Annotated in this window: 22 protein-coding genes; 10 read left to right on the plus strand and 12 right to left on the minus strand. The window is 62.3% G+C overall.

The window, feature by feature from the left end; translation table 11 throughout:
* Position 1: 1 nt before the first annotated feature.
* The 6 genes from VWZ87_RS18430 to VWZ87_RS18455 all read left to right on the plus strand — a co-directional run bounded on the left by VWZ87_RS18430 (position 2) and on the right by VWZ87_RS18455 (position 5161).
* Positions 2-1018, plus strand: a complete 1017-nt coding sequence (locus VWZ87_RS18430; RefSeq protein WP_340547455.1) for a sugar ABC transporter substrate-binding protein — start codon at positions 2-4, stop codon at positions 1016-1018.
* 169 nt (positions 1019-1187) lie between these two features.
* The gene (locus VWZ87_RS18435) at positions 1188-2249 is read left to right on the plus strand and encodes an ABC transporter permease (RefSeq protein ID WP_340547454.1); all 1062 of its coding nucleotides are present in this window, start codon (positions 1188-1190) and stop codon (positions 2247-2249) included.
* Positions 2249-3025, plus strand: coding sequence for an ATP-binding cassette domain-containing protein (locus VWZ87_RS18440; RefSeq protein ID WP_340547453.1), 777 nt, complete (start codon positions 2249-2251; stop codon positions 3023-3025). The genes VWZ87_RS18435 and VWZ87_RS18440 overlap by 1 nt, the downstream gene beginning before the upstream one ends.
* Positions 3022-3666 (plus strand): nucleoside/nucleotide kinase family protein, encoded by a 645-nt coding sequence (locus tag VWZ87_RS18445; protein ID WP_416536585.1) that lies wholly within the window; start codon positions 3022-3024, stop codon positions 3664-3666. Before VWZ87_RS18440 ends, VWZ87_RS18445 begins: the two co-directional genes overlap by 4 nt.
* Positions 3663-4634 carry a carbohydrate kinase family protein gene (locus VWZ87_RS18450; RefSeq protein ID WP_416536586.1) on the plus strand — a complete coding sequence of 324 codons (972 nt, stop codon included), beginning with the start codon at positions 3663-3665 and terminating at the stop codon, positions 4632-4634. The genes VWZ87_RS18445 and VWZ87_RS18450 overlap by 4 nt, the downstream gene beginning before the upstream one ends.
* 134 nt (positions 4635-4768) lie before the next feature.
* Positions 4769-5161 carry a GFA family protein gene (locus VWZ87_RS18455; protein ID WP_416536587.1) on the plus strand — a complete coding sequence of 131 codons (393 nt, stop codon included), beginning with the start codon at positions 4769-4771 and terminating at the stop codon, positions 5159-5161.
* Positions 5162-5253: 92 nt separating this feature from the next.
* Here VWZ87_RS18455 and eda read toward each other — a convergent pair whose 3' ends face one another.
* The 10 genes from eda to VWZ87_RS18505 form a co-directional block, all read right to left on the minus strand.
* Entirely contained in the window at positions 5254-5901 is a 648-nt protein-coding gene (gene eda / locus VWZ87_RS18460) for a bifunctional 4-hydroxy-2-oxoglutarate aldolase/2-dehydro-3-deoxy-phosphogluconate aldolase (protein ID WP_416536588.1), read from the minus strand.
* Between the two features lie 3 nt (positions 5902-5904).
* Positions 5905-7728 (minus strand): phosphogluconate dehydratase, encoded by a 1824-nt coding sequence (gene edd, locus VWZ87_RS18465; protein ID WP_416536589.1) that lies wholly within the window; start codon positions 7726-7728, stop codon positions 5905-5907.
* A 66-nt stretch (positions 7729-7794) separates the two neighbouring features.
* Positions 7795-9255, minus strand: coding sequence for a glucose-6-phosphate dehydrogenase (gene zwf / locus VWZ87_RS18470; RefSeq protein ID WP_416536590.1), 1461 nt, complete (start codon positions 9253-9255; stop codon positions 7795-7797).
* Between the two features lie 49 nt (positions 9256-9304).
* Positions 9305-10945, minus strand: a complete 1641-nt coding sequence (gene pgi / locus VWZ87_RS18475) for a glucose-6-phosphate isomerase (RefSeq protein WP_416536591.1) — start codon at positions 10943-10945, stop codon at positions 9305-9307.
* Between the two features lie 172 nt (positions 10946-11117).
* Positions 11118-12113, minus strand: coding sequence for an ABC transporter ATP-binding protein (locus VWZ87_RS18480; protein WP_416536592.1), 996 nt, complete (start codon positions 12111-12113; stop codon positions 11118-11120).
* Between the two features lie 12 nt (positions 12114-12125).
* The gene (locus tag VWZ87_RS18485) at positions 12126-13226 is read right to left on the minus strand and encodes a Gfo/Idh/MocA family protein (protein WP_416536593.1); all 1101 of its coding nucleotides are present in this window, start codon (positions 13224-13226) and stop codon (positions 12126-12128) included.
* A gap of 157 nt (positions 13227-13383) precedes the next feature.
* On the minus strand, positions 13384-14223 hold the full coding sequence (locus VWZ87_RS18490) for a carbohydrate ABC transporter permease (RefSeq protein ID WP_416536594.1): 840 nt from the start codon (positions 14221-14223) through the stop codon (positions 13384-13386).
* Between the two features lie 10 nt (positions 14224-14233).
* Positions 14234-15160, minus strand: coding sequence for a carbohydrate ABC transporter permease (locus VWZ87_RS18495; RefSeq protein WP_416536595.1), 927 nt, complete (start codon positions 15158-15160; stop codon positions 14234-14236).
* Between the two features lie 83 nt (positions 15161-15243).
* Positions 15244-16497, minus strand: coding sequence for an ABC transporter substrate-binding protein (locus VWZ87_RS18500; RefSeq protein WP_416536596.1), 1254 nt, complete (start codon positions 16495-16497; stop codon positions 15244-15246).
* Between the two features lie 77 nt (positions 16498-16574).
* Positions 16575-17504 carry an N-acetylmuramic acid 6-phosphate etherase gene (locus tag VWZ87_RS18505; protein ID WP_416536597.1) on the minus strand — a complete coding sequence of 310 codons (930 nt, stop codon included), beginning with the start codon at positions 17502-17504 and terminating at the stop codon, positions 16575-16577.
* A 177-nt stretch (positions 17505-17681) separates the two neighbouring features.
* Between VWZ87_RS18505 and VWZ87_RS18510 the strand changes: the two genes are divergently transcribed.
* Genes VWZ87_RS18510 through nagA form a run of 4 tightly spaced genes read left to right on the plus strand, consistent with a single transcriptional unit; the run spans position 17682 to position 21594 of the window.
* Positions 17682-18629 (plus strand): BadF/BadG/BcrA/BcrD ATPase family protein, encoded by a 948-nt coding sequence (locus tag VWZ87_RS18510; RefSeq protein ID WP_416536598.1) that lies wholly within the window; start codon positions 17682-17684, stop codon positions 18627-18629.
* Positions 18626-19384: a GntR family transcriptional regulator gene (locus tag VWZ87_RS18515; RefSeq protein WP_340547440.1), complete on the plus strand. Its 759-nt coding sequence runs from the start codon at positions 18626-18628 to the stop codon at positions 19382-19384. Before VWZ87_RS18510 ends, VWZ87_RS18515 begins: the two co-directional genes overlap by 4 nt.
* Before the next feature lie 24 nt (positions 19385-19408).
* The gene (locus VWZ87_RS18520; protein ID WP_416536599.1) at positions 19409-20437 is read left to right on the plus strand and encodes an SIS domain-containing protein; all 1029 of its coding nucleotides are present in this window, start codon (positions 19409-19411) and stop codon (positions 20435-20437) included.
* Positions 20434-21594: an N-acetylglucosamine-6-phosphate deacetylase gene (gene nagA, locus VWZ87_RS18525; protein WP_416536600.1), complete on the plus strand. Its 1161-nt coding sequence runs from the start codon at positions 20434-20436 to the stop codon at positions 21592-21594. The genes VWZ87_RS18520 and nagA overlap by 4 nt, the downstream gene beginning before the upstream one ends.
* 389 nt (positions 21595-21983) lie before the next feature.
* Here nagA and VWZ87_RS18530 read toward each other — a convergent pair whose 3' ends face one another.
* Both VWZ87_RS18530 and VWZ87_RS18535 read right to left on the minus strand, forming a co-directional pair.
* Complete coding sequence (locus VWZ87_RS18530; protein ID WP_416536982.1) at positions 21984-22460, minus strand: Glu/Leu/Phe/Val dehydrogenase dimerization domain-containing protein; 477 nt, start codon at positions 22458-22460, stop codon at positions 21984-21986.
* Positions 22461-22629: 169 nt separating this feature from the next.
* Positions 22630-26259, minus strand: a complete 3630-nt coding sequence (locus VWZ87_RS18535; protein ID WP_416536601.1) for a hydantoinase B/oxoprolinase family protein — start codon at positions 26257-26259, stop codon at positions 22630-22632.
* Between the last annotated feature and the right edge of the window lie 64 nt (positions 26260-26323).

Genomic DNA, 26323 nt, shown 5'->3' on the forward strand with positions numbered 1-26323 from the left:
CATGAAGAAGATCCTACTGGGAACAGCCGTTGGAATTGCTGCCATGACCGGCAGCGCCTTTGCCGCAGAGGGTGTGACGGCCTGCCTGATCACCAAGACCGATACCAATCCGTTTTTCGTCAAGATGAAAGAGGGCGCCGAGGCCAAGGCGGCGGAGCTGGGCATGACGCTCAAGAGCTTTGCCGGGAAGGTGGATGGCGACCATGAAACCCAGGTTGCCGCGATTGAGACCTGCATTGCCGATGGCGCCAAGGGCATCCTGCTGACCGCCTCTGACACCTCGTCGATTGTACCGGCGGTGCAGCAGGCGCGCGATGCGGGGCTGGTGGTGATTGCGCTGGACACGCCGCTGGAGCCGATCGACTCGGCCGATGCGACATTTGCCACCGACAATTTCCTGGCTGGTGAGCTGATTGGCAAATGGGCGGCGGCGAGCCTTGGCGATGAGGCGGCCAATGCCAAGATCGCGATGCTGGACCTTGCTGTCAGCCAGCCCACCGTGGGCGTGCTGCGCGATCAGGGCTTCCTGCAAGGGTTCGGCATTGATCTTGGCGATCCCAACAAATGGGGCGATGAGACCGATCCGCGCATTGTCGGCAATGACATCACCGCAGGCAATGAAGAGGGCGGTCGCCGCGCGATGGAGAACCTGCTGGCGAAGGACCCGATGATCAATGTGGTCTATACCATCAATGAACCCGCCGCTGCCGGTGCCTATGAGGCGCTGAAGGCAATCGGGCGCGAAAACGACGTGCTGATTGTCTCGGTCGATGGCGGCTGTCCCGGCGTGCAGAACATCAAGGACGGCGTCATCGGTGCGACCTCGCAGCAGTATCCGCTGCTGATGGCGTCCAAGGGGATCGAGGCGATCAGCGCCTGGGCCACCACGGGTGAGAAGCCTGCGCCGACACCGGGCAAGGCGTTCTTTGACACCGGCGTGGCGCTGGTGACCGATCAGCCTGCCGAGGGCGTCGAGAGCATCGACACCGAAGAGGGCATGAACCTCTGCTGGGGGTGATCAGGTGACACACCCCTTAGAGGCAGGCCAGACAAGGGGCTGTTAGCCAAGGCGAGCCATGGGGGCGGTGGAAACATCGCCCCTTCTGCACCGCTGCGATCCCTGTCGCAGCCGCATCCCCGGCTGTGGGTGTCAGGCCCATCGGACGCCGGATCTTACGGAGACAGATATGACCACGCCCCACAGCTATGAAGCGGCGGCCAGCGGCAGCCCCGAGGCCGTTGCGGATTTTGACCAGGGAGAGGCCTCCTTTATCAGCCGGTTGCAGCATCTGCTGCATGTGACGCCATCGCTGGTGCCGCTGATCGTGCTGGTGCTGTCGGTGATCGTCTTTGGGCTGCTGCTGGGCTCGAAGTTCTTTTCGCCCTTTGCGCTGACGCTGATCCTGCAACAGGTGGGCATTGTCGGCATTGTGGCCTGCGCGCAGTCGCTGGTGATCCTGACGGCAGGTATCGACCTGTCGGTGGGGGCGATCATGGTGCTGAGCTCGGTGGTGATGGGTCAGTTCACCTTTCGCTACGGGGTGCCGCCGGAAATCGCGGTGGTCTGCGGGCTGATCTGCGGCACCCTCTGCGGCTTTATCAATGGCTGGCTGGTGGCGCGGATGAAGCTGCCGCCGTTTATCGTGACGCTGGGCATGTGGCAGATCGTGCTGGCGACGAATTTCCTCTATTCCGCAAATGAGACCATTCGCAGCCAGGTGATCGCCACCGACGCGCCGCTGTTGCAGCTGTTTGGCGAGAAGATCAAGATTGGTGGTGCGGTCTTCACCTATGGTGTGATTTTCCTGGTCATTCTGGTGGTTCTGCTGGCCTATGTGCTGCGGCATACGGCCTGGGGGCGGCATGTCTATGCGGTTGGCGATGACCCGGAGGCGGCGGAGCTGTCGGGGGTCAAGGTGAACCGTGTGTTGATCTCGGTCTATATGCTGTCGGGGCTGATCTGCGCTTTTGCAGGCTGGGCGATGATTGGGCGTATCGGGTCGGTCTCGCCGACCTCGGGACAGCTCGCCAATATCGAGAGCATCACGGCGGTGGTGATCGGGGGCATTTCGCTGTTTGGCGGACGCGGCTCGATCCTGGGGGCATTCTTCGGCGCGCTGATCGTGGGCGTCTTTACCCTGGGGCTGCGCCTGCTGGGGGCGGATGCGCAGTGGACCTATCTGCTGATCGGCCTGCTTATCATTGCCGCAGTGGCGGTAGACCAGTGGATCAGAAAGGTATCGGTCTGATGGAACCCATTTTGAAAGCCCGAGGTCTGGTAAAGCGCTATGGGCGTGTCACGGCGCTGGACCATTGCGATTTCGATCTGATGCCGGGGGAGATTCTGGCGGTGATCGGTGACAATGGCGCCGGGAAATCCTCGCTGATCAAGGCGATCTCCGGCGCGGTGATCCCCGATGCGGGCGAGGTCTGGCTGGAGGGGCGAAAGGTGGCGTTCCAGTCGCCGATTGATGCCCGCGAAGAGGGGATCGAGACGGTCTATCAGACGCTGGCGATGTCGCCTGCGCTGTCGATTGCCGACAATATGTTCATGGGGCGGGAGCTGCGCAAACCCGGCTGGCGGGGCAATCTGCTGCGGCAGCTGGATCGCGCGCGGATGGAGCAGATTGCCCGCGACAAGCTGAATGAGCTGGGGCTGATGACCATTCAGAACATCAATCAGGCGGTGGAGACGCTGTCGGGTGGTCAGCGTCAGGGCGTGGCCGTGGCGCGGGCGGCGGCCTTTGGGTCCAAGGTGATTATTCTGGACGAGCCGACGGCGGCGCTGGGCGTGAAGGAAAGCCGCCGGGTTCTGGAGCTGATCCAGGACGTGCGGTCGCGCGGCATCCCGATCATCCTGATCAGCCACAACATGCCGCATGTGTTCGAGGTTGCCGATCGCATTCACGTGCATCGGCTGGGCAAGCGGCTTTGCGTGATCGACCCCAAACAGCACAGCATGTCCGATGCCGTGGCCTATATGACTGGCGCGCAGGACCCATCCGGGGATCTGACAGCAGCATGACACGGGACATGACATATCTGGCGGATCTGGTGACCGCCGTGCAGGCGCTGCCCGTTGCCGATGGGCGCGCGCGCCGTCTGGTGGCGCTGGCGGGCGCGCCGGGCAGCGGCAAATCCACTCTGGCGGAGCTGTTGGTGCGGGCGCTCTGCGCCAATGGCACACCGGCGTCGGTGGTGCCGATGGATGGGTTTCATCTGGACAACGGGCTGCTGTCCGAAATGGATCTGCTGGCGCGGAAAGGCGCGCCCGAGAGCTTTGATGCGGCGGGGTTTCAGCGGCTGATGGCGGCGATGGCGACAGAGGAGGAGGTGGTCTATCCGCTGTTCGACCGGGCGCAGGATATCGCCATAGCAGGCGCAGCGCGGGTTGATGCAGGTGTTGAGGTTGCCGTGGTCGAGGGCAATTACCTGCTGTTCGACGCGCCCGTCTGGCGGGATCTGGCGGCAATCTGGGATCTGTCGGTCCGGGTCGATGTGCCGCGCGAGGTGCTGCGGGAGCGGCTTGTGGCGCGCTGGCAGGCCCATGGGCTGAGCGATGCCGAGGCCGAGGCACGGGCCGAGCGCAACGATATGGTCAATGCCGATCGTATCGCCGAGGCGGCGCTGCCTGCGGATGTGATCTGGAAAGGTGAGACAGAATGATCCTGTGTTGTGGCGAGGCGCTGATCGACATGATCCCGGCACCGGTCGCGGGAGCCGTGCCAATGGTGGACGGCGCGGACGCGCAGACCGGTTTTGTGCCCCATTGCGGCGGCGCGGTGTTCAACACCGCAATCGCTCTGGGGCGGCTGGGGCAGGCAACCGGCCTGTTCACCGGCCTGTCGCGGGATCTCTTCGGGCAGCAGCTGATGTCGGCGCTCGATGCGTCGCATGTGGATCACGCGCTGGCGGAGGTCTCTGATCAGCCGACGACGCTGGCATTTGTGCATCTGAAGGATGGCCATGCGGCCTATCATTTCTTTGACGAGAATTCGGCCGGGGCCAGCCTGCGACCGGACCGGCTGCCCGAGTTGCCGGAACAGGTCAAGACGCTGTTCTTCGGGGGGATATCCTTGTGCAACGGCGCGGCGGCTGAGACCTACGCGCGTCTGGCCGCGCGGGAAACCGGACAGCGCATCATCATGATCGACCCCAATGTGCGGGCCGGGTTTGCCAGCGACGAGGCGGCCTATCGCAGGCGGCTCACGGCGATGGTGGCAGGGGCCGGGATCGTCAAAGTATCGGATGAGGATCTGCACTGGATCTATCCGGGCGACGCTGCGATTGAGGACAAGATCCGGCAGGTTCTGGCCGCAGAGGCAGGACAGGGCCCCGGCTTGGTGATCCTCACCTTGGGCAGCAAGGGCGCCAAGGGCTATCTTCGCTCCGGCCCGACGGTGGAGGTGCCCGCACAGGCGGCGGAGGTGGCCGATACGGTGGGCGCGGGCGACACGTTCAACGCAGGCTTTCTGGCGGCAGCGAGCGAGGCAGGCGTGCTGGCGGATGCCGCCAGCGGCGCGATGGATCTGGAGCAGCTGCGGGCCTGTCTGGGCTACGGTGCACGGGCCGCCGCCGTCACCGTTTCCCGCCCCGGTGCCAATCCGCCCTGGCGCGACGAGCTGGCGGGCTAGGGCCGCGATCCAACATTTGATCTGCTGAGGCGCCACCCGGTCACAACTGCCGGTGTGGCGCTTTGCGTTGGGGATTGTCAGGCATCATATGTTCACGTAATGTTCTCATGAATTGTCTAGTGAAGGATTATCAGATGATTGAGGGGAGCTGTTGCTGTGGAACGGTCAAATTCCGACTGAAGGCGGAACCATCCATGATGGGGACCTGCCATTGTTCGCGTTGCCGAAAGGCAGGGGCGAGCACCATCGTTTTTGTCAAGCGGGAGGATCTGAGCTGGGTTGAGGGCAAAGATCAGGTGGCCCTGTACCAGCCAGCCGCGCCTTACAAATACGGCAGATGTTTCTGCAGGGTCTGCGGCAGCTCGCTTGGGGAGATCCTGTCAGAGGAGGACAGTTTCCCGATTGCCGCAAATGCGCTGGACAGCGAGATTGCGACGAGAAACCGGTTTCATGAATTCGTGTCGGAGAAGCCTGGCTGGTACGAGATTTGCGACGATGCGCCAAAATCCAGCGGCCATCCGGCCTGATCGATCTGGATCTAGACCCATAGGGGCGTGACTGCCCCGCAGCGCCGTATTGCACGGGGCTGCGGGGGATGGGGGACATCAGGTCTGCGCGGTCAGCGTGCCAGTTGGCTTGCAGCGCGGGCGAGGTCGCGGATGCCGTCCCAGTCGCCTGCCTCAACCAGTTTGGACGGGGCGACCCAGCTGCCGCCGGCACAGACCACATTGGACAGCGACAGGTAGCTGTCTGCATTGTCCGGGCTGACGCCGCCGGTGGGGCAGAAGCTGATCTGCGGCAGGGGAGCGCCGATGGACTTGAGCGCAGGAGCGCCGCCGGAGGCCTCAGCCGGGAAGAATTTCAGCATGTCATAGCCGCGGTCCAGAAGGCGCATCGCCTCGGAGGCGGTGGCGGCACCGGGCAGCATCGGCAGACCGGCGGCCTCAGCCGCGTCCAGCAGCGTGTCGGTGGCGCCGGGGGAGACGCCGAATTGCGCACCGGCCGCGACGGCGCGGGTCACATCCTCCGGCGTGATCAGCGTGCCGGCACCAACAACGCCGCCCTCGACCTTGGCCATTTCGGCAATCACATCCAGCGCGGCGGGGGTGCGCAGGGTGACCTCCAGCGCGGGCAGGCCACCGGCGACCAGGGCCTCGGCCAGCGGGCGGGCGTGGGCGACGTCATGGACAACCAGCACCGGCACGATCGGGGCCAGCTGGCAGATCTCGCGGGCGCGGGCGCTGGCATCTTTTGGGGTGATGGGCATGGGTCAGTCTCCGATCAGGGTCGAGAATACGGTGGCGCCGGTGTCGGCCGAGGTGACGGAATTGCGGAACAGTGCGAACATCTCACGGCCGGTGCCGTGCTGATAGGCGGAGAGGTCGGCCACCACGGGGGCGCGGTCGTCAAAACCCTCGGCCTTGACCTCCAGCGTCCCGGTGAGGGCATCAACCCGCACCATGTCACCGTCGCGCAGTTTGGAAATCGGACCACCATCCAGCGCCTCTGGCACCACATGGATGGCGGAGGGGATCTTGCCCGAGGCGCCGGACATGCGGCCATCGGTGACCAGCGCCACCTTCTGGCCGCGCCCCTGCATGATGCCGAGGAAGGGCGTCATCGAGTGGAGTTCCGGCATTCCGTTGGCCTTTGGCCCCTGGAAGCGGACCACGATCACCACATCGCCCTTGTCCAGTTCACCCGCCTTGAAGGCGGCTTTGGCCTCCTCCTGATCATGAAAGACGCGGGCGGGGGCCTCGACGATGCGGTGCTCTTCGGCCACGGCGGAGATCTTCATCACGCCGGTGCCGAGGTTGCCGGAGAGGCGGGAGAGCCCGCCGGTGGGCTGGAAGGGGGCGCTGGCGGGGCGAATGATCTTGTCGTTGAGGGTCTCGCCGGAGCCGGGTTTCCAGACCAGACCTTCGCCGGTGAGGAAGGGTTCGCTGGTGTAGCGGTCCAGCCCGGTGCCCGCCACGGTTTTGGTGTCGGGATGCAGATGGCCGGAGTTCAGCAGCTGGCCGATCACATAGCCAAGCCCGCCAGCCGCGTGGAAGTGGTTCACATCGGCCAGACCGTTGGGATAGACCCGCGCCAGCAGCGGCACCACGTCAGAGAGTTCGGAGAAATCCTGCCAGTCCAGAATGATGCCGCCGGCGCGGGCCATGGCGATCAGGTGGATCAGCAGATTGGTGGAGCCGCCGGTGGTCATCAGCCCGACGATGCCGTTCACATAGGCGCGTTCATCAAGGATGTCGCAGACCGGTGTGTAATCATTGCCAAGCGCGCTGAGCGCGAGGGCGCGGCGGGCGCCTTCCTCGGTCAGGGCGGCGCGCATGTCGGTGCCGGGATTGACGAAGGAGGAGCCGGGCAGGTGCAGGCCCATGAATTCCATCAGCATCTGGTTGGTATTGGCCGTGCCGTAGAAGGTGCAGGTGCCGGGGCCGTGATAGGCGGCCATCTCGGATTTCAGCAGCTCGTCGCGCCCGATTTCACCGGCGGCGAACTTCTGGCGGACCTTGGCCTTGTCATCGTTGGAGATGCCGGAGGTCATCGGGCCTGCGGGCAGGAACACGGCGGGCAGATGGCCAAAGACCTGCGCGCCAATGACCAGACCCGGCACGATCTTGTCACAGACGCCGAGATAGACGGTGGCATCAAACACGTTGTGGCTAAGGGCGATGCCGGTGGCCATGGCGATGGTATCGCGGGAGAACAAGCTGAGCTCCATGCCCGCCTCGCCCTGGGTGACGCCATCGCACATGGCAGGGACGCCACCGGCCACCTGCGCAGTGCCGCCGACGCGGCGCACGGCGTCGCGGATCCGCTGCGGATAGGTTTCAAACGGCTGATGCGCCGAGAGCATGTCGTTATAGGCGGTGACAATGCCGAGGTGTCCGGCGGTGCCTTCGGCGAGGGACATCTGGTCCTCGCCGGTGGCGGCATAGGCATGGGCCTGACCGCTGCACGACAGATGGGCGCGGGCGGGGCCTTTGCCCTTGGCGGCGCGCATCCGGTCGAGATAGGCGGCGCGGGGTTTGGCGCTGCGGGCGATAATTCGGTCTGTGACGTCGCGGACTGTTTGGTTCAAACGCATCGGGTGCCTCTTTCAGTCGTCAGGTGCCGGTTGGTCGGATCGTGTCGGGAGCGAGGGCGGGCAGGCTCAGGAGCCGATGCCGCGCCAACGGCGATTGTCGCGGTGCATCAGCAGCAGCGCATCCTCTGGCCCGGAGCTGCCGGGATCATAGGGCTGCGGGGTGTCATTGCTGTGGTCGGTCCAGCCCGCGATGATCGGGTCGGCCCAGGCCCAGGCGGCCTCGACCTCATCGCCGCGCATGAACAGCGTCTGGTTGCCGCGGATCACATCCATGATCAGCCGTTCGTAGGCGTCCTGCGGCCGGCCGGCCTCTGGCAGGCTGTCGGCGAAGGTCATGTCGAGATTAGCACCGGTCAGGCGCATACCGCCGGGACCGGGGTCCTTGATGGTGGTGCGCAGGGTGATGCCTTCGTCCGGTTGCAGGCGGATCACCAGCACATTGCCCTTGATACCGCCGGTGCCGGTGTCCTCGGCAAAGATGTTATGCGGCGGGTCGCGGAAGAAGACGGCGATTTCGGATTCGCGGGCGCGCAGGCATTTTCCGGTGCGTAGGTAAAACGGCGTTCCGGCCCATCGCCAGTTGGCAACCTCCACCTTCATCGCGATAAAGCTTTCGGTGGTGCTGGCAGGGTTGCCTGCATGCTCACGGTAGGAGTCCCCCTCCGGGCCGCGATACTGGCCACGGGCGATCTGATCCGGGGCAACGGGGTTCAGCGCCTCGATCACCTTCACCTTTTCGTCGCGCACAGCGTTGGGGGTGAAACGGGCGGGGGGCTCCATCGCGGTAAGGCACAGAAGCTGCATCAGATGGTTCTGGACCATATCCCGCATTGCGCCGGATTTGTCGTAGTATTCGCCGCGCCCCTTGACGCCGATGCTTTCGGCGACGGTGATCTGCACATGGTCAATGTGTGAGGAGTTCCACAGGGGTTCAAACAGCGAATTGGCAAAGCGCAGGGCCATTAGGTTCTGGACGGTCTCTTTGCCCAGATAATGGTCGATCCGGTAGATCTGGTGTTCTTCGAAATTGGCGCGCAGGGCGGCGTTCAGCGCCTGAGCCGAGGCCAGATCATGGCCGAAGGGTTTTTCCAACACGATACGACTGTCGGGGGTGGCGATTCCGGTGGAGCGCAGGCGACCCGCGATATCGGGGAACAGGCTGGGCCCGACCGAGAGGTAGAAGGCGCGGATGGCATCGTCACGCAGCAGACCGCCAAGCGCCTGCCAGCCGTTGTCGCCGCGCGCGTCCACGGCGGTATAGTGCAACAGATCCACAAAAGCGGCGATTTCGTCGTCGCTGGTCTCGCCCGGCTGGCCATAGGTGCGGATGGCGTCGGCGACCATCTCCTGAAACCCGTGGCGGTCCATTTCGCTGCGCGAGGTGCCGATAATGCGGCAATCGTCGGAGAACTGGCCGATCTGGAAGCGGTGAAACAGGCTGGGCAGGATCTTGCGACGGGCAAGGTCACCGGTCGCGCCAAACAGCACGAGGTCAAAGGACTGGACGGGAATGACGCGGGAAACCATGGCTCTCTCTCTGACAGCTCGAAGGGGAAATTGGCGGTCTTGTTGGTGGCTAGGGGTGCGGATGGGTGAGTTTCGACAGCAGGCCCCGGGTGGAGCCGTCTTTGGCCTCATAAGCCTCAGCCGGGGCGGAGCCATCGACCAGCGGCAACAGGCTGACGGCCAGTTCCTTGCCGAGTTCAACACCCCATTGGTCAAAGGAGTTGAGCCCCCAGACCACACCTTCGACAAACACACGGTGTTCATAGAGCGCGATGAGCTGACCCAGCACAAAGGGGGTGAGTTTCGGGTAGGCGAGGGTGACGGAAGGGCGATTGCCAGTGAAGGACAGGTGGCCTGCCATCTGTTCCAGCGCATCGCGGGTAAAGCCACGTTTGGCAGCGATGGCGCGGGCCTCCTCGCGGGATCGGCCCAGCATCAGGGCTTCAGACTGGGCGAGGCAGTTGGAGACCAGCAGCTGGTGATGATGGGGCAGATCCCCCTCATGCGCCTCAGCGGCGATCAGGAATTCGGCAGGTACCACGCGGGTGCCCTGATGCAGCAGCTGGTAGAAGGCATGCTGGCCGTTGGTGCCGGGTTCGCCCCAGACGATGGGACCGGAATCGCGTGGCAGCGGGCTGCCATTCAGTGCGACGCTCTTGCCGTTGCTTTCCATATCCAGCTGCTGGAGATAGGCGGGGAAGCGGGACAGGCGCTGGTCATAGGGCAGAATGGCGCGGCTGCCGTAGCCGCAGATATTGTGGTGCCAGATACCGGTCATGGCGAGCATCACCGGCAGGTTTTCACGAAACGGAGCAGTGCGGAAATGGCGGTCCATCGCTGCGGCGCCGGACAGGAACTGGCGGAAATTCGTGGCCCCGATGGCGATCATGATCGGCAGGCCAACCGGCCCCCAGAGCGAATAGCGCCCGCCAACCCAATCGGCAAAGCCAAAGACCCGTTCGGGGGCAATGCCAAAGGCCGAGGTTTTGTCCCGCGCGGTGGAAACCGCGGCCAGATGCGCAGAGGTGTCATCCCCCAGTGCGGCCCGCAGCCAGTCCTGCGCGGTGCGGGCATTGGTCATGGTCTCGATGGTGGTGAAGGTTTTGGAGGCGATGATCACCAATGTGGTCTGCGGATCCAGAGCTTTTAGCGTGTCGGCGATATGGGCGCCATCTACGTTGGACACAAAATGGCAGCAGGGGCCATCATGGTAGGGTGCCAGCGCCAGTGTTGCCATGGCTGGACCAAGGTCGGAGCCACCAATGCCGATATTGATCACATCGGTGAATTTTGCGCCGGTGCTGGAACGGATGCTGCCATCGCGCAGCGCCTCGGCAAAGCTCTCCATCTGTTGCAGGGTCTGGCGCACTGGCGGCAGGATATCCTCGCCATCGACTTTGATCGGTTCATCGGTTTGTGCCCGCAGGGCAGTGTGCAGCACGGCGCGGTCTTCGGTCGTGTTGATCTTGTCGCCACGGAACATCTGGCTGATGCGATCGGCAAGACCGGCCTCGGCCGTGATCCGCTCCAGAAGCGAGAGCGCGGTGGTGTCGAGCGCGGTTTTGGAATAGTCCAACAGCAGACCGTCGGTTTCTGCCGAGAAGGCCTGAAAGCGATCCGGGGCGTCAAAGCGGGACAGAAGAGACACATCGGCAGTCTGCGCGCGATGCTGTGCCAGAAGGTGCCAGGTTTGCGTCTGGGTCTGCGTCATCGTCCGTCTCCCTCGGGTATCTCTGCCCTGTTGCGAATCACTCAAGGGCGTCGCTGATGTATAGTTAGCGCTAACATGTGTATTTGTAACGCCCTAATATAGCAGTTTGGCCTCTCTAGCCCAAATAGTGCCGTCTTGACCGGTGGTGACTGCGGATAGGCGGGGCTTGGGATCAGATCCGCTGGCCGGCCTCATCAAAGCTGAGGCAGTTGGCGGGGTCGAAATCAAACTGCAGGGTCTCACCGACATTGGTGTCATGCTGGCCAAAGAGCCGCGCGGTGAAGGTCAGATCCTCGCCCATATCGACCAGGATATTGGTGTCGCCACCCAGTTTTTCCACGTGAATCACCTCGCCGGTGAGTGGGCCATCAGAGCTGATGCGGGCGTATTCCGGGCGAATGCCGATGAACTGTCCGGGGTTGCCGCCCAGACGCGGGGCGGGGACAAAATTCATGGCTGGTGCGCCAATGAATTCCGCCACAAAACGGTTGGCAGGATTGTTGTAAAGCTCCATCGGGGTGCCGACCTGTTCGATACGGCCGTCGCGCAGCACGACGATTTTATCCGCAAGGGTCATCGCTTCGATCTGGTCGTGGGTGACGTAGATCATGCTGGCCGACAGCTGACGGTGCAGGCGGGCGATTTCCAGACGGGTGTTCATGCGCAGGGCGGCATCGAGGTTGGAGAGCGGTTCGTCAAACAGGAACAGCTTGGGTTCGCGCACCACGGCGCGGCCAATGGCGACGCGCTGCCGCTGACCGCCCGACAGTTCCGAGGGGCGGCGATCGAGGTAGTCCTCCAGCGACAGCATCCGGCTGGCTTCGGCGACGCGGGCGGCGATTTCCTCCTTGGGCTGGCGTTCCTGTTTCAGGGCAAGCGCCATGTTATCGCGCACGGTGAGATGCGGATAAAGCGCATAAGACTGGAACACCATGGCGATGCCGCGTTTGGCGGGGGGCGTGGTGGTGACGGTCTGGCCGCCGATGGTGATCTCACCCGCCGTGGCGTCCTCAAGCCCGGAGATCACCCGCAGAAGGGTGGATTTGCCACATCCCGACGGGCCGACAAAGACCACGAATTCGCCGTCCTCCACGGTGAGGTTGATATCTTTCAGCACCTCGACCGGGCCGAAGGATTTGCAGACATTGGTAAGCTGTAGGGCGGTCATGGCGGGGATCCTTCAGGTCTTCGGGTTCGCAGAGGGCGAGGTGGGCGCTGTCGCCGCGGCCTCGGTCCGTTCTGTCTGTACTGTGGTCAGGTCAACGGGCGCGCCGCTGCGGATGCTCTGGTCGGCGGCCAGGCAGATTACCAGCGAGGCAACGGCGTCCTGCATGTGCCGCTCCATGTCGATGTCCTCGGCAATGACCCGCAGCATATGGGTCTGTTCGGCAGCGCAGAGCGCCTGATGGTCGGGTTCCTCGGGCAGGTCGATGCGGCGGTCCGGGGTGTCTTGCGTGCTGCGATGCACGATCAGGCTGCCGACGGCGGTATGGCCATCGACATCGTCCGAGCCAGCCTTGTCTGTTTCGGTGATCGAGACGGATCCGTTGGGGGAAATCACGTCTTTTACGAAATACGCGGTTTCGGACATCATCGGTCCCCAGCCTGCCTCGTACCAGCCGACGGAGCCGTCAGAGAAGGTCACCTGAAACTGGCCGTAGTTATACATATCCTCGGCAATTTCATCCGACAGGCGCAGGCCGATGCCATGGACGCGCTGGGGTGTGGCATCGGTGATCTGGCACATCACATCGACATAATGCACGCCGCAGTCCACGATTGGCGAAGTGGTCTGCATCAGTGCCTTGTGGGTCTGCCATGTAGGGCCATCGGACTGCTGGTTGAGGTTCATGCGGAACACATACGGGGGCCCGAGATCGCGGGCCTCGGCAATCAGGCGCTGCCAGCTGGGATGGTGACGCAGGATATAGCCCACCATCAGCTTGCGCCCCAGACGGCGGGCGGCGTCGGTCACTGCGCGGGCATCGGCAACCGTGGTGGCCAGCGGCTTTTCGACGAAGACATCCGCGCCGGCCTCCATTGCGGCAATGGCATAGGCGGCATGGCTGTCGGAATAGGTGGCGATGACCACCAGATCGGGTTTGGTCTGCGCCAGCGCCTGATGGAAATCGCTATATACCGGATAGTCCTGCAAGGGGGGCTGTGCAGGCGTGCCGGAGCGGTTGACGAGGCCGACGATCTGCGCGGTTTCGTCATTGTGGTGAGCCAGCGCATGGGCAAAGCCCATATTGCCAAGGCCTGCGATCAGTACGCGGGTCATTTGGGGCCTCCGCTGTGGTGAGGATGGCTGCTGTGACGATGGCGAGAGGGCAGGCTGAGCGCCGGGCCAACAAGCGGCTGAAGACTGCCGCTCCGGGGGGCTGGCCCGACGCAGCCCGGCACTGCTGCCAGACGAGCGCATAGTGTGATATGTCGGATCATTTCACCGCTCCTGAGGTGATACCGCGGATCAGCTGGCGCGAGAAGATCACATAGAGCACCATGACCGGCAGGATCGCCATCGACAGCGCCGAGAGCACGGCGTTCCAGTCTGTCACGAACTGGCCGATGAAGACCTGGCTGCCCAATGTCAGCGTCTTGGTTTCCTCGGCCGGGGCAAGGATCAGCGGGAACCAGAGATCGTTCCAGATCGGGATCATGTTGAAGACGGCGACGGTGGCCATGGCCGGGCGCACCAGCGGCAGCACGAGGCGGAAGAAGATGGTGTATTCCGAAAGCCCGTCGATGCGGCCGGCGTTCTTCAGATCATCGCTCACCTGTTTCATGAATTCCGACAGGATGAACACCGCCAGCGGCAGACCCTGCGCGGTATAGACGAGGATCAGCGCAGTCAGCGTATTGACCAGCCCGGTGTCCACCATCAGCTCCAGAATGGCGACGGTGCCGATGCGGATCGGGATCATGATGCCAAGGGCGAGGTACAGGCCGAGCAGCATATTGCCCTTGAACCGGTATTCGGCGAGGGCGAAGGCGGCCATGGCGCCAAACAGCAGCACCAGCGCCAGCGACACCACTGTGACAATCATCGAGTTCTGAAAGTAGAGGAAGAAATCCCCCTGCTTCAGGACGGTCTGATAGCCGACCAGCGAGAATGTGTCGGATGTCGGCAGGCCGAGAGGCTCGCGAAAGATCGCTTTGCGGGTTTTGAAGCTGTTCACCAGGATCACAAACACCGGAAACAGGGCGATCAGCGTGTAGGTGATCAGCGCACCGTGGGCGAGGATGCTGTTGAACGGGTTTGAGCGGGATTTATGCATCATCGGATCCTCAGAACTGGTAGCGGCGCAGACGGGTCTGGATGCCGAAGAGATAGATGCAGACACCGATCAGGATGATCGCGAACATGGCGGTGGCAATGGCGGACCCCATATGCGGATCGCCCAGTTGCAGCTGAAACCCGAAGAAGGTGCGATACATGAAGGTGCCGAGGATATCGGTCGAGAAATCCGGCCCGGCAAGTGCGCCTTGGGTGGTGTAGATCAGGTCGAAGGCGTTGAAGTTGCCCACAAATGTCAGGATCGAGATGATCCCGATGGAGGGTAGGATCAGCGGCAGTTTGATTTTCCAGAAGGCGGACATGCCGGTGATGCCATCAACCTCGCCGGCTTCGATCACCTCTTCGGGGATCGACAGCAGGGCGGCGTAGATCAGCATCATCGGGATGCCGACAAACTGCCAGACAGAGATCAGCGCCAGTGTGGTCAGCGCGTAGTCTTCCTTGCCCAGCCAGGGGGCAAACAGCCACTTCAGGCCAATGGCGTCCAGGAGGTCCGGCGTGATGCCCCAGATCGGCGAGAGGATCAGTTTCCAGGCGAAGCCGACGATGACAAAGCTGAGGATGGTCGGCACGAAGATCGCGGTGCGATAGAGTGCGGCAAACCGGAGCCGGGGATGGCTGAGGATCGCCGCCAGCGCCACCCCGATTGGGTTCTGCACCAGCATATGCACGATGAAGAACCAGAAATTGTTGCCAAGCGCATTCCAGAACTGTTCCGACCAGTTGGGGTTGCCGAACAGGGTCTGAAAATTGGCGAGGCCGACGAACTGGCGGATCTGGTCGCTTTCGCTATAGAGCGCGAGCCGCAGGGTATTGAACAGCGGGAAGATCATGATGGCCGTATAGACCAGCACAGCGGGCGCCAGAAAAACGGCGATATGCCAGCGTCTGCGCGGTTTATGAGGGGTGTTTTGCATGATGTGTCCCATCTGTCGACGGGTCCGGGCCGCGTGAGGCCGCCCGGACGCCTGAGTCTGTGGTCAGTCAGATCGCGGCGCGCTTATTTCTGCGGCTCGTACCAGCTGGCCAGACCCTCTTGCAGTTCAGCGCCGAGATCAGCAGCGGCCTTGGTGCCCTTGATCGCGGCAACGGAGGCCCCCCAGGTTTCGTTTTCGAGGTTCGGTGTGCCGCGCGACAGGATCTGATAGGTGGAGCGGATGGTGCTCTCACACTCGCCACGCCAGGAGACGAATTCCTGCGCCAGCGGATCATCCATCGCGACCTCATGGTTTGACAGCGAGAAGAAGCCCGGCAGCGCGTTGGCGTAGATTGCGGCGAATTCAGGCGAGCCGACCCAGTTCAGGAAGGTCTTGGCAGCTTCTGCATTGGGGGAGGCGGCATTCAGGCCCACCGCGATATCGGTGTGATCCGAGATGTAGCAGGTGTCGCCCGCCGCTTTGACTGGCGGTTTGAAGGCGCCCATGGCGAAATCGGCCTGGGTGTTGAAGCCGGAGATTTCCCAGCTGCCTGCTGGATAGATCGCGGCGCGGCCCAGGGTGAAGATGTTCTGGCTGTCGGGATAGGTCTGGGCTTCATAGCCGTCGCCCATGTAGGCACCCCATTTCGACAGGGTCTCATAGGGGGCGACCCACTGCTCGTCGGTCAGTTTCTGCTCGCCTGCGATCAGGGCAAGACGGCCTTCCTCGCCTTTCCAGTAGTTCGGGCCGATGTTGTTATAGCCCATGGTGGCGGCTTCCCACTGGTCGTTGGTGCCCATCGCCAGCGGAATGTAATTGCCGTCCTGTTTGATTTTCTCCAGCGCCGCGAAGAACTCGTCTTCGGTCTCCGGTACGTCCACGCCCAGCTCGGCAAAGGCGTCCTTGTTGTAGATGAAGCCGTGGATCACCGAAGCAATCGGCACGCAGAAGGTGGCGGAGCCGTCATCTGTCTGCCAGGCGGATTTCGCCACATCGGAGAAGCTGCTCATCGCCTCAAGATCGGACAGATCGGCCAGCTGGCCCTTGTCATAAAGACCAAGCGAAGCATCAAAGGGGCGGCAGGTGATCAGATCGCCGGCGCTGCCCGCATCCAGTTTGGAGTTCAGCACGGCGTTATATTCCGCAGGGGCAGAGGGGGTGAACTTCAGCTTGATGCCGGGGTTGGCGGCCTCAAAGGCGGGGATGATCTTGTCCTGCCAGAGGGCGAGGTCATCGTTGCGCCAGCTCTCAATCGTCAGCGTGACGTCTTCGGCAGCGGCTGCGCCGCCGAGCACGGTCGAGCCGAGCAGCGCGAGGGTAAAGAGTTTGCGTGTCATTCTGTATCTCCCAGTTTGCATGTTTGGTATTTGAAATCAGGGTCTTGGTGACCTCTTGGGTGGCGCGTGGCCGACCGTTACACCTGTGCGAGCGCGGCTCGCAGGTTGTCCTTGTTATGGCGCAGCAGCGTGTCCGCCGCAGTGGGGGAGGCCGCACCCTGCAACAGCAGAATGGCGGCTTTCACCGCGCCGCCGGTCTGATCCAGCGCGCGGGCGGCGGCCTCGGCGTCCTGCTGTGTGAGGGTGCAGACTATGCGGATCGCGCGTTGGCGCAGCTTGGCGTTATCTGCGATCAGATTGACCATCATACCGTCCATCACATGCCCCAACCGGATGCCTGCCAGCGTCGACATCATGTTGAGCGCGGCCTTCTGCGCGGTTCCGGCGCCCATGCGGGTGGAGCCTGCGATGACCTCCGGCGGTGTTGGCAGGCAGATTGCCACATCGGCCAGTTGCAGCAGTGGCGTGTCGGCGTTGTTGGCGATCGCGATGACCTTGGCGCCGGCCGCCTGTGCGGTTTTTGCAAAGCCGATCGGGAATGGCGTGGTGCCGCTGGCGGAAAGGGTGATCGCCACATCACCTGCGGTCACTGCGGCGGCAGCCTTGCTGCCGGCCGCGCTGTCATCTTCAGTATGGCCGGGCATCCGCCCGTCGGATGGGATGCCGCCGGCCATGTGAATGGAGATCTGATCGGCGCTGATGCCGAATGTGCCGGGCAGTTCGGCGCCATCAGCCAGCGCCATAAGGGCCGAGGAACCTGCCGCCGCATAGTGCAGGTGACCAGCGTTGCGCAGGCATTCCGTCAGCAGAGCGGCGCCTGCGGCGATGGCGGGGCGGGCGCTGTCTACAGCTGCCAGTGCGCGCGATTGCCCGTCGAGAAGCGTGTCGAGGATATCGGCATCGGCGCGCAGATCGAGCCCCCTGGCGCGGGGGTGCAGCGTTTCCGTCTGCGCATCGGTGGGCGCCGATATGCGTGCTGCGGACGGTTGTTCGCTGGTCGATGCCATGTGATTCCTCCCCCTCAGGTGAATGAGAAGTATTTAATACCTATACAATACCACTTGTCTACCATTTAATTATTTTCTTGGTCTGGTGTAGGTTTTTCAAGGAGTTATCTACTGTGGTGTCAACACTTGCGGCCGATAGGTCTTTCTTTTGGTTAAAAGGTATCTTATAGGTATTGCATGACTGACTCGTGCTTTCCATATCTGATCGCCGTGGACGGAGGGGGGACCTCCTGTCGCTTTGTCCTGCTGGGGGCGGGCGATCCTGCGGCTGATCTGCCTGATACCTCCGCGCCCAAGAGCTGCGGGGCGTCGCCGCGCCGGCTGGTGGTCACCGGGGGAAGCGCCAATGTCTATACCGCGCCCGAGCTTGCGGTTGAGACGCTGCGCGCGGGATTGGGCGATCTGCAACGTCAGGCGGGCCTTGACGATGAGGCTTTTCACCAGATCCCGGTCTATGCAGGGCTGGCGGGGGTGATTGATGCCGGGTCGGCAGCCTTTGTCGCCTCGGCCCTGCCGCATCGGCATATCCGGGTCGAAGATGACCGGATGCCTGCGGTTGTCGGGGCGCTTGGCGAGGGCACTGCCTGTCTGATCGGTGTCGGCACCGGGTCATTTCTGGGCCGTCAGGTGGCGGGGCAGGTCACGCTTATTGGTGGTCACGGGGCGGTTCTTGGCGATGAGGCCTCGGGCGGCTGGCTGGGGCGGCGTGTGTTGCAGCTGACGCTACAGGCGGCCGAAGGGATCGAGCCGATGACGCCGCTGCTGCGCAGCTGTCTCAGGGATTTTTCCAATCAGACTGCCGAGATTGTCCGGTTTGCCCAGACCGCGCGTCCGGCGGCCTTTGGCGCCTATGCGCCGCGGGTGGCGCAGGCTGCCGCTGCGGGCGATTCCGTGGGGCGGCGGCTGATGGCCGAAGGCGCGGAGTATCTGTGCCACGGGTTGCAGGCGCTGGGACGTCGGCCGGAGGAACCGGTTTATCATATCGGCGGTGTGGCGGCGCAATACGCCGCCTATCTGCCTGCGGATGTGGCGGAGTACCTGCAGGCGCCGGAGGGCTCGCCGCTGGACGGGGCGCTGGAGCTGGCGCGCCGCTTTGCCCGCGAGATCCGGCAGGAGGCGCTATGACGGTCGAGGAATTCCTGAAACCGGCCGCCTGGCTGGAGGACGCCGCCGGGCCACGCTATGTGCGGCTGCGCCAGCGTATCGAGGACGGCATCGAGACCGGGCTGCTGCCCAAGAGCGCGCCCTTGCCCGCCGAACGAGAGATTGCAACGCTGACCGGACTGTCGCGCGTCACCGTGCGCCGCGCCATGCAGGATCTGGTGGATCGGGGCATCGTGGTGCAGCGGCAGGGCTCGGGGAGTTTTGTGTCCGATGGCACGCCCAAGGTGGAGCAATCGCTGTCGCAGCTCACCTCGTTTACCGAGGACATGGAGCGGCGCGGCTATGACACCAGCGTCGAATGGCTGGAACGCGGTATCCATACCCCTTCGCCGGAGGAGGTGATGGCGCTGGCGCTGACCTCGGGGGAGGCGGTTGCGCGTATTGCCCGTCTGCGGCGTGCCAATGGGCGCCCGATGGCGATCGAGCGGGCCTCGCTTCCGGTGGATATCCTGCCCAATCCGCAGGCAGTCCGGGGGTCGCTTTATGAGGTGCTGGAGCAGACCGGCAGCCGCCCGGTGCGGGCCTTGCAGCGGATTTCGGCGATCAACCTGCCGGAGTATGAGGCGCAGCTGCTGGGGGTGGAGCCGGGAATGGCGGGCCTAAGCATCGTGCGGACGTCTTACTTGCGCAACCGTCGCGTGGTGGAGTTCACCCGCTCGATCTATCGCGGCGATGCTTATGATTTTGTCGCCGAGCTGCGGCTGGGGACGAGCTAACCTGGCGACCCTGAGGAGGGAACCATGACAGATATCACCAAGATGCGTCGCGAGATCGACGAGATCCCGACCGCCGTGGATCGGCTGCTGAGCCAGGGCGAGGCGGATATTGACGCGGTGGCCGAGGCAGTGCGCCGCCTTGATCCGAATATTATGGTGACGGTGGCACGCGGATCGTCCGACCATGTCTGCACCTATCTGAAATATGCCAGCGAGATCCTGCTGGGGGTGCCTGTTGCCTCGGTCGGGCCGTCGGTCGCGTCGATCTACAAGGCGCCGTTGCGGCTGCAGGGGGCGCTGAGCCTGGCGGTGTCGCAGTCGGGCAAAAGCCCGGACATCGTGGCGATGGCGGAAAGCGCGCGCCGTGACGGGGCGCTGGCGGTGGCGCTGACCAATGATCCCGCCTCGCCGCTGGCGGCTGCGTCGGACCATGCGCTGGATATTCACGCAGGGCCCGAGTTAAGCGTGGCCGCGACGAAGACCTTTGTCACCTCGGCAGTGGCGGGGCTGTGGCTGCTGGCCAAATGGGATCGCAATCAGGCGGTGCTTGCGGCGCTGCACGCCTTGCCGGAGCAGTTGGAGCGCGCCTGCCGCATTGACTGGCCCGAGGTGCGCGAGGCCATCGGCGCGCGGTCATCGCTGTTCACGCTGGGGCGTGGTCAGGCGCTGGCGGTGTCGAATGAGGCGGCGCTGAAGTTCAAGGAAACCTGCCAGCTTCATGCGGAGAGCTATTCCTCGGCGGAGGTTTTGCATGGGCCGGTGTCTATTGTGGAAGAGGGGTTCCCGGTGCTGGGCTTTGCGGCGGCGGATGCCGCTGAGGACGCGCTGGCGGGTATCGCCGATCAGATCGCGGGCAAGGGCGCGCAGGTCTTTGCCACCAGCGACAAGGTGACGGCGGCGCGGCGGGTGGATCATATCCGCACGGACCATGCGCTGACCGATCCGATCAGCCTGATCGTGTCCTTTTATGCGATGGTTGAAGCCTTTGCCGCCTCGCGCGGGATTGACCCCGATGCGCCCCGCCACCTGAAAAAAGTGACGGAAACGGTATGACCGGCGACCGGCAACCGCTGCGTGCCCTGACCGGTGCCCGCATCCTGACCCCGGTGGGCTGGGAGGAGGACAGCGCGCTGGTCCTGCGCGGCGACCAGATCGCGGCCGTCCTGCCCGTCGGCAAACTACCCGAGGGGGCGGAGGTGACGGAGCTGACCGGTGGGATCCTGACGGCGGGGTTTGTCGACCTGCAGGTCAACGGTGGCGGCGGGGTGATGTTCAACGACGCGCCCGAGCTGGAGCAGTTGCAGGTCATCGCAGCGGCCCATGCGCAGATTGGCGCGACCTCGATCCTGCCGACGCTGATTACCGATACGCCGGATTTCGTCGCCCGCGCCATCGACGCCGTGGACGCCGCGATTGCCGCCGTGGTTCCGGGCATCATCGGGCTGCATCTGGAGGGGCCGCATCTGGCGGTGTCGCGCAAGGGCGCGCATGATGCGTCTTTGATACGCCCGATGAGCGAGACCGATCTGGAGATGCTATGCGCAGCGGCCACCCGGTTGCCGGTGCTGAAGGTGACCCTGGCTTGCGAAGCGGCGACGCCGGCGCAGATCCGCCGGTTGAGCGAGGCTGGTGTGCTGGTGTCGCTGGGTCATACCGATGCGAGCCACGCCGATTGCGTGGCGGCGGTTGCGGCAGGCGCGCGCTGCGTCACCCATCTGTTCAACGCCCAGAGCCAGCTTGGCAATCGCGAACCCGGTGTTGTCGGCGCCGCCCTTGATCTTGGCGGGCTGTCAGCGGGGCTGATTGCGGACGCGGTGCATGTGCACCCGGCATCCATGCGGGCGGCGCTGGCGGCCAAGACCGGGCCCGGGCAACTGTTCCTGGTCAGCGATTCCATGGCCACCGGCGGCTCCGATATCGACCGCTTTACCCTGAATGGTCGCGAAATCCGCCGTGACGGCAATCGGTTGACGCTGGCTGATGGCACCCTTGCGGGCGCCCATCTGGAGCTGGCAACGGCGGTGCAGATCCTGGTCGAGACCTGCGATCTGCCGTTGGAGACGGCGCTGGAGATGGCCACGAGCCGGCCGGGGGATTTGATCAGGCGGCCCGATCTGGGGCGCTTGCAACCCGGCGCGCGCGCCGATGTGCTGCATCTGAACGACGCGCTGGAGCTGCAGCAGGTCTGGCAGGGCGGCTTGGCGCTGTAGCTGCTGTTGCATCGTGTCGCTCAGCGATGCCTCATACGGTGAAACTTGGCGCCAACTGTTCTGCTGGGGCAGGAAGTCCTGCTGGTCTGCTCTGAGGTCATGCTGACCGATCCTGCACGACCCACGAACGGCAGAAAAGCGCGGATAGTGTGCGTTGCAAAGTCGGTCATTTGACGCAACCAGCCGAGGGTTTCTGCTGCGCCGCAGCCGACCGTTCGCTGCGACTGCGAGGTTTTGCAGCCGGTGAGCTGACACAATGCGGGACGGACCCGACTTTTGCTAATGCAGCCAGTGCTTACACAGCAATCTCTCGCGGTTGCAGCAAAAATAATTCTGCGATGCGGCCCGTGTTGGACCTGTCACGTTTTAGTGCCGCCCCAGGTGCTCGTTTAAGCCACCTTCCGTGCGAATGCGACTGGGATCGGAATATCACATTCATCGTGCAGCGCCTCTGCTCCATCTGGCGCATAGGTGCCGCCTTCAATCCCGCTGCCCCCCCCCAGGGGTTTGCCGGTATCACAGGCCAGGCCGTTGATATCTTCGGGCTTCTGGTGCCGGTATTCATCGGCGATCCACATCATGGTCAGTTCATTGGTGTCCCTGTCGGGTGCCGGAACATTCATGCCTGAGTTCAGGAACCCATGGCGGATCAATTCCTGGGCAAAGCGCCGGGTGATTTTTTCCAGCTCATGTTCTTCCCGGTGGCGTGGGTCGATCCGCAGGGCGCCCTTGGAGCCGCCGAACGGCGGCCCCAACAAAGCACATTTATGAGTCATAAGCGCCGCCAGCGCCTCAACCTCTTCCTGATCGGTATCCGGAGAATATCGGATGCCGCCCTTTGCCGGAGGGTTTTGGGTGGAATGCACCGCGCGCCACCCTGTAAAGGAGTGCATTTTGCCACGCAGCCGCACACCGAAGCGGGTCACATAGGTCGCGTGGCAGATGCGGATTATTTCTCATCCAGCCCTTCTGGCAAATCGATTGTGGATGCTATGTCGTTAAATATGGCATTCACATCAGGCAAGAACGCACGACTCATCGGATGGCCCCCAGCAGGCGGGGCATCAAAGATGCCTTTGCGGTGCCAAAGCCGCCTCCGCCTGGGGTTTTCATGATGAAGACGTCATCGACCCCCATTTGAGTTTCATCATTCCCTTTCAGCATTTCGACATCCCCGTTGCTGCGCTTAACCGAGTTTTCACCGGGTTTGCCCGGTTCACCACCTGCTGCGCCATGGGGCACGGTTTCCCGATGCGAAGACAGCACCGTGACGGTCATCGGAGTGAGGAACCGCAGCTTGCGGATAATCCCGTTGCCGCCCGTGGTTTCCCCCGCGCCGCCAGAGTCCTGCCGGATCGAGAATTCATCCACGCGCACCGGGAACCGAGTTTCCAGAACCTCCGGGTCCGTCATGCGGGTGTTTGTCATATGGCTGTGCACCGCACTGGCCCCGTCAAAACCATCCCCTGCGCCTGTGCCACCGCAGATCGTTTCATAGTTTTGATATTCATCGTTCCCGTAAACGAAGTTGTTCATAGTGCCCTGCGAGCCGGCGATAACACCCAGAGCACCATATAGCGTATCGGCAATGGCCTGGCTGACTTCGGTATTACCTGAGATCACCGCAGCTGGGAATTCCGGGTTGATCATTGAGCCCTTTGGCATTCGAACCTCCAGCGGCTTCATGCAACCTTCGTTCATCGGGATATCGGACCCGACCAGCGTGCGGAAAACGTAAAGAACAACTGCGCGGCAAATCGAGTAAGGAGCATTGTAATTCAAAGGACTCTGATCAGAGGTGCCTTCAAAATCGATGATCGCCTTGCGCTCGACTCGGTCCACCGAAATGCTGACACAGATCTTTGCACCACCGTCCAGTGGATATTCAAACGAGCAATCCTTTAGAACATCCAGAACCCGGCGTACGCTTTCTTCGGCGTTGTCTTGCACATGGCCCATATAGGCGTGCACGACACCAAGCCCAAACTGCTCTACGATATTCTGCAACTCTTTGACGCCCGTGGCATTTGCAGCCACCTGCGCTGCCAGATCAGCCATATTCTGATCGATGTTCCGGCAGGGATATGGTCCGCTGCCCAGCAAAGCGCGCGCTTCTGCTTCGCGCAAAGTGCCGCGATCCACCAGCAGGAAGTTGTCGATCAGGATACCTTCCTCATCAATGGTCTTGCTGTCTGGCGGGGCTGAACCCGGGGTTTTGCCACCAATATCTGCATGGTGACCGCGGGATGCTGTGACGAAGATGATGTTTTTCCCATCGGCATCAAACACCGGAGTGATGACTGTGACATCCGGCAGGTGTGTGCCGCCATTAAAGGGATTGTTCATCATGAACACATCGCCCGGGCGGATCTTGTCTGTGTTTTCGCTGAGGATAGATTTGACGCTGCCGCTCATGGACCCAAGGTGGACAGGCACGTGTGGTGCATTGGCCACCAGGTCGCCGTTGGCATCAAAGATCGCACAGGAAAAATCAAAACGTTCCTTGATGTTTACCGAATAAGCGGTGTTGGCTAAAGTTGCCCCCATTTGTTCGGCAATCGACATGAACAGGTTGTTAAACACCTCAAGCATTACTGGATCGACCGTCGTGCCAATCGCCTCTTTGCGTTCCAATGGCACAATCCGCGTCAGCACAAGGTTGCCACCTTCGCGGCATTCTGCTTGCCAACCATCTTCGATGGCATTGGTCCCAGTGGGCTCAAAAATGATTGCTGGTCCGGTGACCTTGTCACCAATGGTCAAGGCGGTTCGATCCACCATTGGAACATCTTGCCAACGGCCATTGCTATACATGGAGGCGTTCAGGTTCTTACCACGCCCTTCTTCATTGACAGGAAGCGTTACATCTTCGCCAGTGGATCCGATGGATTCTGATGTCAGAAGGTCGATGATTAGTTGATTGTAGTCCGGCACAAAGCCGAAGCGCTGCTCGTGCGCTTCCTCAAATCCTTTACGCATCTCCTCGACGGTTCCAAAAGGAACGTCCAGGGTCTGATGTGAGCCATCGGTCCTAATATGAGCTGTGCGAACAATTTGAATCGCCTCTTTGGATACACCCTGTTCCAGAACTTCGTTATGCGTTTCAGCATCCAGCCCTTTCAGAACAGTCTCCGCTTCAGAGATATTTTTGATGGGCTGCGCAAACTGGTATTCCCGCAGGGCACGTACATCCGCCAACCCCATACCGAATGCTGAGAGAACGCCCGCAAACGGGTGAATGAATATACTCTCCATGCCCAGGACATCCGCAACCTGACAGGCGTGCTGCCCCCCCGCACCACCAAAACAGTTCATGGTGTATTGGGTCACATCATAGCCGCGCTGAACACTGATCTGCTTGATCGCATTTGCCATGTTTTCCACGGCGATGCGCAGGAAACCTTCGGCAAGTTGTTCCGGACTGCGCTCTGGTTCCCCGGTTTCTGCCGATATTTCTTTGGCAAGCGCTGTAAATTTCTCACGCACGACCGCCACGTCCAGCGGTTCGTCGCCATTGAGGCCAAACACATGCGGGAAGTGATCTGGTTGAAGCTTGCCAAGCAAAACGTTGCAGTCGGTTACGGCAAGCGGGCCGCCACGGCGGTATGAAGCCGGGCCTGGGTTTGCACCGGCGCTCTCGGGACCCACTTGCATGCGTCCGTTTGAGAAGCTGAGGATCGAGCCACCGCCAGCTGCAACAGTGTGGATGCTCATCATCGGTGCTCGCATCCGCACGCCTGCGACCTCGGTTTCAAAGGAACGTTCGAATTCTCCCGCATAGTGGCAGACATCGGTAGAAGTGCCGCCCATGTCAAAACCGATGAGTTTGTTAAAACCAAGGGCTTCTGCACTGCGCACCATACCGACCACGCCGCCAGCAGGGCCAGATAGGATTGCATCCTTACCTTGGAACAGGTTTGCATCGGTCAACCCACCATTGGACTGCATGAACATCAAGGACCTACATCCACCGCGTGTGGCACCAAGCGCATCGCTGACTTGCTGAACATATCGGCGAAGGATTGGCGACAGATAGGCATCCACAACGGTTGTATCCCCACGGGAGACAAGCTTGATCAGCGGGCTAACCTTGTGGCTAAGCGAGACCTGGGTGAAGCCGGATTGCTTTGCCATCTCGCCGATCTTTAGCTCGTTGTCGTGGAATCTGTAGCCATGCATCAGTGCCACCGCGACAGAGCGGTACCCGCGCCCGTAGGCCTGAGACAGCGCGTCGCGGACTTGACGCAGGTTCAAGGGTTCGATGACATTGCCATCGGCATCGACGCGCTCTTCAACTTCAATGACCTCTTCATAGAGCAGCTCAGGCAACTGAATGTTCAGATCAAATAAGCGCGGCCGGTTCTGGTAGCCGATGCGCAGCAAGTCTCTCATTCCTTTTGTGATGAGCAGGATTGTCCGATCGCCTTTGCGTTCCAGAAGCGCATTGGTTGCGACGGTTGTCCCCATCTTGACTGCATCGATCGTGCCTTCGGGGATAGGGCTGTCCGCGTCCAAGCCTAGAATTTCTCGGACCCCTTGAACTGCCGCGTCTTTGTAACGCTCGGGGTTTTCGGAAAGTAGTTTATGGGACTGAAGCGTTCCGTCCGGTTTTCGTGCGACGATGTCGGTAAACGTACCGCCTCGGTCGACCCAAAATTGCCACATGGCATAGCTCCTTTGTTTGCCGGGCAACTGCCTGGCATGTTTTCTTTGGTGAAATGCGGCCCCT

Source organism: Phaeobacter sp. JH20_37, from assembly GCF_048056015.1.
Lineage (GTDB): Bacteria > Pseudomonadota > Alphaproteobacteria > Rhodobacterales > Rhodobacteraceae > Phaeobacter > Phaeobacter bryozoorum.